The organism is Catenibacterium sp. co_0103 (assembly GCF_004168205.1).
Taxonomy (GTDB): Bacteria; Bacillota_I; Bacilli_A; order Erysipelotrichales; family Coprobacillaceae; genus Catenibacterium; species Catenibacterium mitsuoka_A.
In genome coordinates this window covers 1-14,354 of sequence record NZ_RCYB01000055.1, presented here as the reverse complement: position 1 = coordinate 14,354, position 14,354 = coordinate 1, and the positions used below count along the sequence as shown (strand labels likewise).

Genomic DNA, 14,354 nt, shown 5'->3' with positions numbered 1-14,354 from the left:
ATTATGCTGCAAAACAAAAGCACCGTTGTGGTGCTAATGTTTGATTATTTTTGAGACATTATCAATTTCGGTTGACAGATTACAGTCTATCAAGGATAGGCAGCACTTTGGTAGGAAGCCAACCAACAGACAGAAGGCAAAAACAATTATGACAAACGTCATTCCTTAAAAGAGAAACAGACCAAACGTGACATTGCACGTTCTATGAAACAATATTACTCTATCTTATAACACGCATCTTCTATTTTGAAGATGTGTGTTGTATAATTAAATTATCAGAAAATAATTACACTCAGAAAGGAGCATTATTATGATACTTGATAACATGAAATTTACAGACAAATAGTCTCTGACTTTTGTGCCTATCAAATTGATTAACACATTCTGTCATTTTTTAGATGTGGAACATCCAGATGTTGACTTCAAATGCATTAAAGCCATAGACATTCAACGCAATCCTGAACTTAGGAAAAAATATCGACCTTATCAGGAACAGTGCCGGAACGCTTTTATTCAAGCTGGATATGAACATAACATCGAAGCAGACGGATATGACGGTTTTATCTCAAACATCGACCCGGAATGGTTATTCAATTGTGTTTGTACATTCTTTAAACCGGATGTTAATCCTATTGCATATGAATACATGGAACGTTCATTTGGCCATTATGACCCTGATAATGATGATAGAATCTTACCAACAATCTGACGCAGTCGTTTCGACATCATCGGTGACGGTGAACAGTGCGATAAACTGGCGAATTTAATCGAATACTGCAATTTGACAAATAATAACCTCGCACTTATCCTGCAGACATTAAAATTAAAATAATGCTCTGCAACGTGATATGATGACCTCCTAGTAGACAGTGTAGATAATTAAAATCACTGTTTGCTGAGGAGTTTTTTTATGGGAAGAGAAAATTGAAATATGTAGAAGATACTTAGATGGCAGTGAATCAGTTACTAGTCTAACACAAGAAATAAATGTATGTATAACTACAGTTCAAAGGTGGATTAGAATATTTCAAGCATATGGCGATTCTGCATTCGATGAGAAGCCTGCAAATGAATTATATACCAAGGAGTTTAAAAGGAAGGTTGTAGAAGCACATCTAGCTGGAGACGGATCACTAAGAGATATTGCAGTAAAATATAAAATTCCTGCATGCGGGACAGTACTTGTATGGGTAAAGTTATATAGTGATTATATAGAATTAAAGGATAAGAGAGGAATTAGAAGTGGCAATAAAAGAATGGGTAAGACATTACAGTTATGAAAGATATCAACGAAGATTTGGTGTGAGAACACATTATGAAGTAAGAAGTGAAGCATTGTGCAATGAGAATCCAATTCAGTATCCAATACCTGAGAACAAGGCGATACAGAAATATAAGGCAGCACATTATGCATAGGTACATGTTTTTAATTATTTCACCTGTCTACTTGGCAGGGGCGGTTCATATTCATCATCTGTTAAACATGTAAAAAATGTGATACATGGTACTTTTTTTATGCGAAACCAGTAGAGAATCCCTCTCTTCATATGCATAAATATAATGTCACGTACTATATTGATCGTTTCATAAGATGATGTGCTTATTTCTAAGCGACGATTGTAAAGTAATCAATTTTAAAATATAATCTTAACGTAATCTTTTAAAAGAAAATACTGATTATCAGACACAAAATTGTTTTCACAAGTATTGCTAAGTCGATTGTTTAAGACTTTATAATTTTTTGAGAATATTATAAAATATGATAAATAATAAGGAGGAGCAATGATGATTACTATTAGAATCGCAACAGTAGAGGATGCAGAGTCTATCCAGAAGATTTATGCACCCTATGTCCTTAATACAACTATCACATTTGAATTAGAACCACCGACAGTTAAAGAAATGGCAGATCGTATCAGTCATACTTTAGAAAAATATCCATATCTAGTCGCAGTAGAAGAGGGAGAAGTGATAGGATATGCTTATGCAGGGACATTGTATGATCGTCGTGCCTATGATCATTCTGCAGAATTATCTATTTATATCGATGATGGAAAGCGTCATAAAGGAATAGGTCATCTTCTTTATAATGCTTTGATTGACTATCTTACAAGAATGAATATTACGAATCTTTATGGATGTATCACTTATCCAAATGATGCAAGTATCGCTTTTCATGAAAAATACGGTTTTAAAGAAGCCGCTCATTTCCATGAATGTGGCTATAAGTTTGATCAGTGGCTAGATGTAGTTTATCTAGAAAAGAGATTAGATAAAACGACTGAGCCATTCATACCTTTTAAAGAACTATGTTAATAAGAGAATCATTAGAAAAATGTCCAATGAATCCTAATGAAAAAAGATTAGGACAGTACTTGACAAGTCAGGGCATACAACTCGAAAATGCGACAGTAAGAACAGTCGCAAAGGAAGTATTTTTAGCCCCATCGTCAGTTGTCCGTTTTGTACAGAAATTAGGATTTGAAGGATTTAATGACTTCAAGAAACAGTATTTAGAAGAAATACGATACTTATCCACACACTTTCAGAAAATAGACAGTAATAGACCATTCTCCCAAAATGATAAGAATATAGTGATTGCGAATAAAGTAGGATTACTTTATGATGAAACGTTGCAAGATACGATTTCTTTGCTCAATCATGATACACTTCAGGAAGCTATCAATCGTATTGAAAAGAAGGAACATATTGAGATTGTTGTATCAGGTGCCCAGAAGGGAATTGCGTATACCTTTAAAGAAAAGATGATGAAAATTGGTAAGAAGGTAAATATTTTTGATAGCACAGATGAAGCTTTTTATGAAGCATGTTATTGTAGCAGCAATACATTATTTATTCTCATCAGCTATTCTGGTGAAACATCAAAATGCCTCTTTATCTGTCATAAATTAGTTGAAAGAAAGTTATCCTTTATCACTATTACAACTTATGGGGCTAACTCTCTTTCTAGTCAGTCAGACTGCTGTTTATATGTATCCACAAGAGAAAAATTAATTGATAATTTAGGTACATTCTCTTTTAATCTTTCTTTACTTTATCTACTTGATGTTCTTTATGCAGGTTATTTTAATACCAGCTATGATGAACATTTAGAAAATAAAACAGTGACTTCTATGGAATGTGAAAACATATTTACAGACCATGGTAGAAAAACAGATAATCCAATCATCAAATAGAACAGTGTTCCCTAAAAAACTTAGAAATAAGGAACAAAAAGAGAACACTGTTGTTTTCGCTTACATTTTACTGTTTTCTTTATTTCTTTTACGTATAATGTTGTTGTCGAAGGAGGAACGCAACAATGAATAAAGAAGGCGTAAAAATCGTTACTATTGGTGGAGGCAGTAGCTATACACCAGAATTAATGGAAGGGTTCATCAAGAGATATGATGAATTACCAATCAGAGAAATCTGGCTATGTGATATCGAAGATGGTAAAGAAAAACTTGAAATCGTAGGAGAAATGGCACAGAGAATGTGGGATGCATCTCCTTATGATGTAAAAGTACATCTTACATTAGATCGTAGAGAAGCATTACCAGAAGCTGACTTCGTTACTACACAGTTTAGAGTAGGTTTATTAAATGCACGTATCAAGGATGAAAGAATTCCATTTTCTTATGGAATGTTAGGACAGGAAACAAATGGTGCGGGAGGTATGTTTAAGGCATTACGTACTATTCCAGTTATCTTAAGTATCGTAGAAGATATGAAGGAATTATGTCCTGATGCATGGTTAATCAACTTCACTAACCCAAGTGGAATGGTTACTGAATCAGTTATGAAATATGGTAAGTGGGATAAGGTTATTGGTTTATGTAACGTACCAGTAGGTGCTATGATGGATGAACCAAAAACAATTGGAAAAACATTGGATCAGTTAACTTACAAGTTTGCAGGTTTAAACCATTTCCATTGGCATAAAGTATTTGATGAAAATGGTCATGAAGTGACTAAAGACATCATCAATGCAATGTATGAAGGTAAAGATATGGGTATTCCAGCTAATATTCATGATATCCCATTCTTTAAAGAACAGTTATTACGTATGAATATGATTCCTTGTGGATATCATAGATATTACTATCGTGAAGAAGAAATGTTAGCACACGGTTTAAAGGAATACAATGATCCTAATGTTGGAACAAGAGGTCAGCAGGTACAGCAGACTGAACATGAATTATTTGAATTATATAAGGATCCTAACCTAGATCATAAGCCAGAACAGCTTGCAAAACGTGGCGGTGCACATTACAGTGATGCAGCTTGTGAAACAATTGCATCTATTTATGGAAATAAGTTAAGTCATATCGTTGTAACTACTAAGAATAATGGTGCAGTACCTGATCTTCCAGTTGATTGTGCCGTAGAAGTATCTTCTTATATTGGAAGTACTGGTGCACGTCCAATCGCTTTTGGTCCATTAGAACCAGCAGAAAGAGGATGGGTACAGTGCATGAAGAACATGGAATTATGTGTTGAAGAAGCTGCTGTAACAGGTGATTATGGAACTCTATTACAGGCTTTCACAATCAATCCACAGATTGTAGCGGGTGCTAAAGCGAAACGTATTATGGATGAATTATTAATCGCCCATAAGAAATACCTTCCTCAGTTTGCAGATACTATTGCAAGACTTGAAGAAGAAGGTGTAACAATCAAAGATGATGTTGCAAGAGAATTAACTGAAAAAGGATTATAATATGCTTAACAGGCTCTTATGAGCCTGTTTTCTTATGTTATAATAGATTTCAGGAGGATGTAGAAATGATTAAAGAAATAGTAAAGGATGATTTCTTCTTATCTCAGGTGGCAGAAAAAGCAACGAAAGAAGATTTATATATAGGCACTGATTTAAAGGATACACTTCAAGCACATCTTCATGAATGTGTTGGTATGGCAGGGAATATGATTGGCTATAATAAAGCAGTTATTATCTTTTTAGAAGATGAAAAGATGCATGTGATGTATAATCCTGAAATTATTAAAACAAGTGGTAACTATCATGAATGTGAAGAGGGATGCTTATCTCATGTAGGACAAAAGTCAGTTAAACGTTATGAAACAATCAAGGTCTCTTACTTTGATGAATCATTTAAGAAGAAGATTAAAACTTTTACTGGTTTTACAGCACAGATCATTCAGCATGAATGTGATCATCTAAAAGGTATACTTATCTAGATGATTTCTCTATACAGAATAGAAAACAGGTGGAGATTATGCATAATGGCATATTTATCCACCTGTTTTTATTTTATACGTCTAATGCTTTCTTAAGCGCTTCGATACTAGAATATCTCGGAGTAGAAGGATCATTCATTATTTTTCTGCCTTCTTCAATGGCAGTAGCTGTAGTATCATTGGGTATTTCAAGTTCATTGAATATTTCTTCTTTTTGATCTGTGTAGATATTTAAATTTGTAGTTGCCATGTAGAACACCTCCATTTAATTATATCAAATATAAGAAGCTCTATCTATGCAAAAAGGCACCCCTGAGGATACCTTTAATTATGAATTGTGAGAGCACGTGTTGCGTTCATTACTGCAAGAATCATAACACCTACATCTGCAAATATTGCAAGCCACATATTCGCAATACCAAGTGCACCTAATACTAAACAGATGAACTTAACAGCTAACGCAAAGACGATATTCTGTTTCACAATTTTTAATGTCTTAGAAGAAATCTTCATTGCAAGGGAAATCTTTAATGGATCATCATCCATCAAAACAACATCTGCTGCTTCAATGGCAGCATCACTACCAAGACCACCCATCGCAATACCAATATCAGCACGAGAGAGTACTGGTGCATCATTGATACCATCACCAACAAAGGCAAGTTTTTCTTTTTCTGATTTCTTAGCTAACAACTTTTCTACTTCTTCTACCTTATCTGCAGGAAGAAGTTCACTATGTACTGTATCAATACCAATTGTATTGGCTACAAGATCTGCAGTAGAAGCACTATCACCTGTTAACATAACAGTTTCCTTAGCCCCTAATGATTTCAAACCACTAATAGTTTCTTTAGCATGATCCTTGATAATATCAGAAATCACAATACAACCTGCATATTTGTCATCAACTGCTACATATACAAGTGTACCAGCCTTTGTATAAGCACTATAATCAATACCTTTTAACTTCATTAATTTCGCATTACCTGCAAGAATATGATGACCCTTATAGTCTGCTTCTACACCATGTCCTGCAATTTCCTGAATATGATCTACAAGTGTGTTATCGATTTTTTGATTATAAGCTTTCTTTAAGCTGACGCTGATAGGATGTGTTGAAGCACTTTCTGCATAAGCAGCATATTCAAGTAAGTGATCTTTATCAAAACCTTCTGCAGGTACAACATCAGTCACTTCAAATACACCCTTAGTCAATGTACCTGTCTTATCAAATACGAAGTACTTAACATCGGATAACGTTTCTAGGTAGTTAGAACCTTTTACAAGAATACCGTTCTTGCTGGCACATCCAATACCACCAAAGAAACTTAATGGAATAGAAATAACAAGAGCACAAGGACAGCTGATTACTAAGAATGTGAGGGCTCTAAAAATCCAGTCACCGAAATGGGCAGGCTGTCCCATAATAGTTAAGACAATAGGGGGAATAACAGCCAAAGCGAGCGCACTATAACATACAACAGGTGTATAATACTTTGCAAACTTCGTAATAAAGTTTTCTGTCTTGGATTTCTTCATACTTGAATTTTCTACAAGATCAAGAATCTTAGAAACTGTTGATTCACCAAATTCTTTTGTTGTTTTAACTGTGATACGTGCTGTCATATTAATAGAACCACTATAGATCTCATCACCACAATGGGCATTACGAGGCACACTTTCACCTGTTAAGGCACTTGTATTGAGTGTTGTATCACCCTCTACAATAATTCCATCAATAGGAACCTTTTCACCAGGATTAACAATGATTTCACTACCAATCTCTACATCATCAGGATCTACTTCTTCAATCTCTCCATCCACCATGATATTGGCATAATCAGGACGAATATCCATTAAAGCGGCGATATTCTTACGGCTCTTACCAACCGCAATACTTTGGAATAATTCACCAATCTGATAGAAAACCATAACGGCAGAACCTTCAAGATATTCACCAAGACACATAGCCCCGATTGTTGCAACAGCCATTAAGAAATTTTCATCAAATACCTGACCATGACTGATATTCTTAATAGATTTTCTTAAAATATCATGTCCAATCACAAAGTAGGGGATTAAATAGAGGATAAACTCGACATAGCCTGGTACAGGGACAATTGTCTTAAATACAGTAATCACAATCAATAAGACAATCGCAATAATAATTCTATTTAAAACATTCTTTTGCTTCTTTGTCATTTCTATCACTCCTTATTAAAGGAAGATTTCGCAATCATCCTCAACAATTTTACAATTTTCTCTTGCTTTTTCCATAACTGCCTGAGGATCTACACCTTCCTCAAACTCAACCTTTAATTTTAAAGTCATAAAACTTAAAGTGGCATCCTTAACACCTTCAGTATTCTTTACTGCTTCTTCCATCTTATTTGCACAATTTGCGCAATCTACATCTACCTTATAAGTCTTTTTCATATAATTTTCTCCTTTACTCTTCAATATGATTCATTCCAATAGATAAAATACTTCTTACATGATCATCATCTAATGAATAGAAGATAACCTTTCCTTCTCTTCTAAACTTTACTAGTTTCGCATCCTTTAATACTTTAAGCTGATGACTAATGGCTGGTTGAGAAAGCTGTAATATAGTAGCTAAATCACCTACACATAGTTCACCTTCAAATAAAGCATAGAGAATCTTGATTCTTGTAGAATCACCAAATGTCTTAAATAAATCTGCTAAATCATAAAGATATTCATCATCAGGTTGATTCTCTAAAACCTTTGAAACAACATCTTCATTCGCATTTAAGAATTCATTTCTCTTTTCCATGGCTCCTCCTCATATAAACGTTTTTACATATTTAATTATATAAATATATTTATATGTTATCAATAGAAAAGCCGAAGAAACAAATGTTTCTTCGACTTGGCTGTATGTATTATTCAGTTATTTCTTCAAAATCTGAAGCAGAATGTTTACATAGAGGACAAATAAAGTTTTCAGGAAGTTCTTCTCCGCTATATTCATAGCCACAGATCTTACAGCGCCATTTACGCACAGGAGCTTCTTCTTTTATATGATGTTCTTTATTCATATCTTCTACAATTACATCAGCAAGAGCTTCAATTTTTTCATAATCTGCATTTTTTATACGTGATTTAATAGTGAGCTCTTCACCGATATAATTCCAAGATAATGGTTCAAGAATAGCTTTCATAGTCTTCTTAGCACTTGGTGCCCATGTACCATTTTCAATTAAAACACATGTACGATTCTGTAAAAGATGTTCCTTGATTTCTATCAATAAGTTCTGCATAGGTGTGAATAAACCTGCATTATAAGATGCGCTTGCGAATACTAAATGAGAATATTTAAAACTTTCAGATAAGATATAAGATGGATCAGTCTTAGATACATCATATACTTTAATGTTGTGAATACCTTTTTCACTTAACTTACTTGCAAGAATCTCAGCTGCATTGGCAGTACCGCCATAAATAGAACCATAAGCAATCATAACACCCTTTACTTCTGGTTTATAAGCAGCCCAAGAAGCAGTATGTTCTACCATTAAGTTAATATCTTCATCCCAGATAGGTCCATGCAGTGGACAAAGCATTGAAATATCAAGAGTAGATGCTTTCTTTAAGGCATTAGTCACCTGTATACCATATTTACCAACAATATTTGTATAATAACGTCTTGCTTCATTCCAGAATGATTCATCTAAATCCATTTCACTTGTAAATAGATTGCCATGAAGTGCACCAAAAGTACCAAATGCATCCGCGCTAAATAAGGTACCTGTTGTAGAATCATAAGTCATCATGACTTCAGGCCAATGAACCATTGGTGTAGTAACGAAGCTTAATACATGATGTCCAGTTTCTAAAGTATCGCCTTCCTTGACAACTATAGCATGTTGATCTACATCAAAATCAAAGAACTGCTTCATCATACGGAATGTCATAGTATTCCCCACAATCTTTATATCAGGATAACGTACTACAATATCACAAAGTGTTGCACAATGATCAGGCTCCATATGATTGACTACTACATAATCAAGTGTTCTACCATCTAGCACATGTTCTACATTTTCTAAGAACTGATGATCAATCGCTGCATCGGCAGTATCTAATAAGACAGTCTTATCATCTACTAATAAATAAGAATTATAACTTATTCCATCTGGAATAGGATAAGCATTTTCAAATAGTTCTAAACGTCTATCATTGCCTCCTACATAATAAAAATCATCACTTATTTGTCTTACATTAAACATTTTATTTCCTCCTACTTAAAGTGGCTCAAAATCAGATGCTGGATGTTTACAGATAGGACAGATTAAATCCTCAGGTAATTCATCACCTTCATAGACCCATCCGCAAATCTTACATACCCATCCTTTTTTCTTCTTTTCTGGTTTTGGTTTCACATTCTTGAAATAATAGTCATATGTCATAGAATCATGCTCATTTAAGATAATAGCATCATCAAGTTCTACAATAAACATCGTATGTGTTAACTCATCCAATGTTTCTATAACATGACCTTTCATATATGCATTCGCATATTGTGTTAAGTAAGGTAATGAGTCTTTCAAATCGTACATATCAAAACCATCAAACTTATTAACCTCCTTACCACTTTGAAAACCAAATCGTTTAAAGATATCAAAAGGGCATGTGATATCAAGCACAGATAAAGTCATATTCTTTGATTTCATCAATACATCATGAGTGTAATTCGCCTTATTCACAGTCACTGCAATACGATAAGGATTACTTGTGAGCTGTACAGCTGTATTAATAATACAGCCATTAGGCTTATTACCATCATTTACACCTAATACATACAAACCATAACTGAGTTTAAATAATGCATTCTTTTCCATGGTCATACCTCCTCTTGTTTATTATAAACGTTTACACAAAAGAAAAAAACTCAGATGCGTTATTTCTGAGTTTTTGTGTGATATTTGTTTAAGATATCAGGGAACGCCTTGACTAAACGACGATGTGAATATTTCTTAATAAGATGTTCACGGTGGCTATCCCTTAATTGACGTCCAATCTTAAAGATATCATCTGTTGTAATTTCATTATGAATATCTAGTTCTAGTTCATCTGCAAACTTCTTAAGATCCTGAGAGACTGTCTCAAGCTTTTTCGCAAGATGAGTGGCTTCAACAAATGTAGTAATTAAGTCGCTTGTGAATAGTGTGATACACACAGTAGAAGCAATAACCATTGGAATATAATCATATTGAATAAGCATATGAGTCAGATGTGGCTGTACATTCTTTACTGCAGAGACAGAAAAGAAACCAAAAATAAAGAAACCTTCTAAGCAGATACGACCATTTAAATTAAATCTCATTTGAGAATAGTCCCACCATCTTGCATGGAACATCTTTTCCATGAAATAAGATGTGAGATATTCAATAAAGCATGCGACAATAGCTCCTTCTATAAAGATAAGAGACCAATCTTTAGAGATAGGAAATAAAGCACATACAACAATTGCACCTGATCCATAAATAGGAATGCAAGGTCCAGTTAAGAAACCACTGTTATGTATCTTATGACCAGTGGCAATAGGGCAGACAAGTGATTCCCAGATCCACCCACAGAAACTATAGATAAAGAAGGAAATAACAAGTATTGTCCAGTTATTCGCAAATGCATCTAACATATATTAACCTCCTTATTAACATTTCACCCATTATAGCATTTTCCTACACCCTAAACAAAGGAAACTCTTATTTTCACATAATATAGGTATATGATAAAAAAATTGTATATCGCACAATAGTAGTTATTTTAATAACAAACTGTAATAAAGACATTTATTTCTAAAAATTTGATAGCGCTTGCAATTTGTTGGTATTACAATCATAATTATTACGTAATACAAAAAGAAGTACAAAAAATACTGAAAACGGAGGAAAAAGAAGTGAACAAGACAATCACAAAAGTGTTTTTATCACTTTCTATGTGTTTATGTTACACGGCAGGGAATGTATCAAACATTCATGCTGCATCACTTAATACATCAGGTGTAAAAACAGAGTATGAAATGTTGGAACTACAAAGAAATAAAGGTAATTCAGGAAGTTCTAATATTTTATCAAATGGAGATTTTGAACAGGGTTCAAAGAAATGGACTATTAAGAATGATGCAGTCATCACTAATGAAAAAGATGGCAATGAAAACAAAGGTTTTACTCATTCACAGTATTATGGAGTAGTAAAAGGGGCTGACAGTACTCTTTCACAGAAAATAACTGTTAGTAGTAATAAGAATTATGCTGCACAGGCAAGAGTAAAGATTGGTCATGCAGGTGAAAGTGTAAGATTTGTGGTTTATGATGATTCAAATACATTATTTAAAGAAAGTGTAGTAGGCTATGATGAATCTCTTAAAGGAACATATCAGACAGTAAACATTAATATTAATTCAGAAAACTATACTCAGTTAAATGTTGCACTTATTGGTGTAAATGGTGATGTTTGTGTAGATAATGTTATTTTTACACCATTCACTTCAAAAGGTATTATGGATCCAGGTGTTGTTGAAGATGGTGACTTCGTCAATCGTTCAAACCGTTGGAAAACAACAGGTGATGGTAAAATACAGAAGCATGAGGGCAATGATTCTGGATACTTACTCAGCTGGAGTGGTAATGCAAGTGTTTATCAGGAAGTGTCATTAAAGCCTAATACTGAATATACACTTAAAGCAGATGTTTTAATTGCGAAAGCAGGCGCATATGGATTCTTAGCAGTTAAGACACCTAACGTTGAAAACTTAAATCCTGCAGTAGAAAAAACTGTAAAATGTACAAAGGACCAGGAATGGACTTGGCAGCAGGTTGAATTAAAGTTTAATAGTAGAAATAATACAAGTGTATCTGTCTGCTTCTTAAAATGGCTTGACAATGCAGATAGAAATCAAAATAATGCGACATTCATGTCTCAGATGATTGTAGATAATGTTGAACTTGTTGAAGGAAAGAGTGAAGTACAGGAAGTAGAAGATGAAAACTATACTGTTCTTTGGGCTGATGAATTTAACGGTAATCAGAAGAATACAGACTCCAATGGATTAGATGTAGACAACTGGGGTTATGAATTAGGATGTGTTCGTGGTGTTGAACAGCAACACTATGTAAAAGATAACGCAAACGTACATATCAATGATGGTAAGCTAGTATTAGAAGTTACTGATCGTAAGAAAGAAGATCAGTATAAGAACCCTAGAGGTAATAGACAGGTTATTTATAACTCAGGTAGTGTTAGAACTCATGGGAAACGTGAATTCTTGTTTGGTAGAATTGAAGTATTAGCTAAGTTACCAAAGGGACAGGCTACATTCCCTGCATTCTGGACTTTAGGTGCTGACTTTACATTAGATGGTTCTATTAATGGTGATCAGGGTGATGGATGGCCAATGAGTGGTGAAATTGATATCATGGAATCTATTGGTAATCCAAATGTTGTATATGAAACACTCCACTATAATAATGGTAGTGGTAATGGTAATGATGATGGTAAATATGCAGGTAATGGCAAAACAACTGCAATCACTACACCAGGTAGAGTGATTGATGGTGAAGTATATCATGTCTATGGTATTAACTGGTCTGCAGGTAAGATGGAATGGTATGTAGATGATCAGATTGTAAGATCTGTAGATTATAGTGATGATCCAGCAGCTCTTAAAGCATTAGATAGACCACAGTATATTCAGTTGAACTTTGCGACTGGTGGAAACTGGCCAGGAGATGCAGGTAAGAACTTAGCAGGACAGCAGTTTAAGGTTGAATATGCATACTATGCTCAGAATGAAAAGCAGGCAGCTTCTGCAAAGAAATATTATGAAAATACAGTATCTGTAAACGCAAAAGATATGATTATCAAGAAGGGGACAGAAGCTGATTTATTAAAGAATGTTACTTTAAAAGCAGGTAGTGATAAAGTAAATGTAGATGACTATACTATTGATTATTCAATTGATAATGAACATATGTTTACTACTTCACCAGATTTGACAGATGAATCTACAAGTAATGATGAAGCACGTACAAGAGTAGATTGTCTAGTACGTACTAATGATCCTAAAGAAATCGCAAAACTTCCAGCAGGAGAGTATAACCTTCATATTTCTGCAATGCATAAATCTAAACCATCAGTAAGAAAGACTGTTAAGTTGACTATTGTCGCATCTGCAGATTATACAAAGTTGACTAAAGCAGTGAATAAAGCAAACGCATTAGATAAATCGTTATATAAAGACTTCTCAAAAGTAGAAGATGCATTAGATAATGTGAAGTATGATTTAGATATCACTAAACAGTCAGAAGTAAATGCTATGACTAAAGCTCTTGAAGATGCTATGGCTGGTTTAGAATATAAAGATGCTGATTACACTAAGTTAAATGAAGCAGTAAATAAGGCAAAGTCATTAGATAAGACATTATATGTAGATTTCTCAGCAGTAGAAGACGCATTAGATAATGTGAAGTATGATTTAGATATCACTAAACAGTCAGAAGTAAATGCTATGACTAAAACTCTTGAAGATGCAATGGCTGGTTTAGAATATAAAGATGCTGATTATACTAAGTTGAATGAAGCAGTAAATAAGGCAAAGTCATTAGATAAGACATTATATGTAGATTTCTCAGCAGTAGAAAGTGCATTAAATAATGTGAAGTATGATTTAGATATCACTAAACAGTCAGAAGTAGATGCTATGACTAAAACTCTTGAAGATGCAGTGGCTAAGTTAGAAAAGAAAATCACTATAGATACAACTGATAAGACTGATCCAAAACCAAGTGATAAAAATGATCAGAAGCCAAGTGATAAGAGTGATTCAAAGACTGACACTACAGTAAAAACAGGAGATACTACAAATGTATTACCAATGTTTGTATCTGTCATTGTCACACTATTAGGAATCTTCTTATTAAAAAGAAAGAAAGCTTAATAATTAATTAGAAGGAGCCTTTAATTTTTAAGGGGGGTCAATAGAAAACTCGCTTTAAATTATTGGTGGTTTCCACTTGTAAAGGGCAGTCAGAAATGACTGCCCTTTAGCGTGTGCCGGGCATGGCACTAATTCAGTCGGAGATAGTCTGACCACAGGTATTTACCGCCAAGTGTAGTGAACCACA

At 34.1% G+C, this 14,354-nt stretch carries 14 protein-coding genes; 7 read left to right on the top strand and 7 right to left on the bottom strand.

Features of this window, described 5'->3' with window-relative positions; translation table 11 throughout:
* Positions 1-370: 370 nt before the first annotated feature.
* From EAI80_RS09170 to EAI80_RS09145, 6 genes are all read left to right on the top strand, one after another.
* Positions 371-709: a hypothetical protein gene (locus tag EAI80_RS09170; RefSeq protein WP_129981781.1), complete on the top strand. Its 339-nt coding sequence runs from the start codon at positions 371-373 to the stop codon at positions 707-709.
* A 533-nt stretch (positions 710-1,242) separates the two neighbouring features.
* Positions 1,243-1,416 (top strand): hypothetical protein, encoded by a 174-nt coding sequence (locus EAI80_RS13425; RefSeq protein ID WP_161220314.1) that lies wholly within the window; start codon positions 1,243-1,245, stop codon positions 1,414-1,416.
* Positions 1,417-1,785: 369 nt separating this feature from the next.
* Complete coding sequence (locus EAI80_RS09160; RefSeq protein WP_238634546.1) at positions 1,786-2,316, top strand: GNAT family N-acetyltransferase; 531 nt, start codon at positions 1,786-1,788, stop codon at positions 2,314-2,316.
* The gene (locus EAI80_RS09155) at positions 2,310-3,197 is read left to right on the top strand and encodes a MurR/RpiR family transcriptional regulator (protein WP_129981779.1); all 888 of its coding nucleotides are present in this window, start codon (positions 2,310-2,312) and stop codon (positions 3,195-3,197) included. Before EAI80_RS09160 ends, EAI80_RS09155 begins: the two co-directional genes overlap by 7 nt.
* 125 nt (positions 3,198-3,322) lie before the next feature.
* Positions 3,323-4,723: a 6-phospho-beta-glucosidase gene (locus EAI80_RS09150; protein ID WP_129981778.1), complete on the top strand. Its 1,401-nt coding sequence runs from the start codon at positions 3,323-3,325 to the stop codon at positions 4,721-4,723.
* A 65-nt stretch (positions 4,724-4,788) separates the two neighbouring features.
* Positions 4,789-5,202: a peptide deformylase gene (locus EAI80_RS09145; RefSeq protein ID WP_129981777.1), complete on the top strand. Its 414-nt coding sequence runs from the start codon at positions 4,789-4,791 to the stop codon at positions 5,200-5,202.
* Positions 5,203-5,275: 73 nt separating this feature from the next.
* Here EAI80_RS09145 and EAI80_RS13420 read toward each other — a convergent pair whose 3' ends face one another.
* The 7 genes from EAI80_RS13420 to EAI80_RS09115 form a co-directional block, all read right to left on the bottom strand.
* Complete coding sequence (locus EAI80_RS13420; RefSeq protein WP_192924037.1) at positions 5,276-5,452, bottom strand: hypothetical protein; 177 nt, start codon at positions 5,450-5,452, stop codon at positions 5,276-5,278.
* Between the two features lie 74 nt (positions 5,453-5,526).
* Complete coding sequence (locus tag EAI80_RS09140; protein ID WP_129981776.1) at positions 5,527-7,404, bottom strand: heavy metal translocating P-type ATPase; 1,878 nt, start codon at positions 7,402-7,404, stop codon at positions 5,527-5,529.
* A gap of 15 nt (positions 7,405-7,419) precedes the next feature.
* Positions 7,420-7,638, bottom strand: a complete 219-nt coding sequence (locus EAI80_RS09135; protein WP_040389865.1) for a cation transporter — start codon at positions 7,636-7,638, stop codon at positions 7,420-7,422.
* A gap of 13 nt (positions 7,639-7,651) precedes the next feature.
* On the bottom strand, positions 7,652-7,999 hold the full coding sequence (locus EAI80_RS09130) for a metalloregulator ArsR/SmtB family transcription factor (protein ID WP_006505676.1): 348 nt from the start codon (positions 7,997-7,999) through the stop codon (positions 7,652-7,654).
* Between the two features lie 109 nt (positions 8,000-8,108).
* Positions 8,109-9,455 (bottom strand): rubredoxin-like domain-containing protein, encoded by a 1,347-nt coding sequence (locus tag EAI80_RS09125; RefSeq protein WP_129981775.1) that lies wholly within the window; start codon positions 9,453-9,455, stop codon positions 8,109-8,111.
* 15 nt (positions 9,456-9,470) lie between these two features.
* Complete coding sequence (locus EAI80_RS09120) at positions 9,471-10,067, bottom strand: flavin reductase (RefSeq protein WP_129981774.1); 597 nt, start codon at positions 10,065-10,067, stop codon at positions 9,471-9,473.
* Positions 10,068-10,126: 59 nt separating this feature from the next.
* Positions 10,127-10,867 (bottom strand): putative ABC transporter permease, encoded by a 741-nt coding sequence (locus EAI80_RS09115; RefSeq protein WP_129981773.1) that lies wholly within the window; start codon positions 10,865-10,867, stop codon positions 10,127-10,129.
* A gap of 261 nt (positions 10,868-11,128) precedes the next feature.
* Between EAI80_RS09115 and EAI80_RS09110 the strand changes: the two genes are divergently transcribed.
* Positions 11,129-14,167, top strand: coding sequence for a glycoside hydrolase family 16 protein (locus EAI80_RS09110; RefSeq protein ID WP_129981772.1), 3,039 nt, complete (start codon positions 11,129-11,131; stop codon positions 14,165-14,167).
* Positions 14,168-14,354 lie beyond the last annotated feature (187 nt).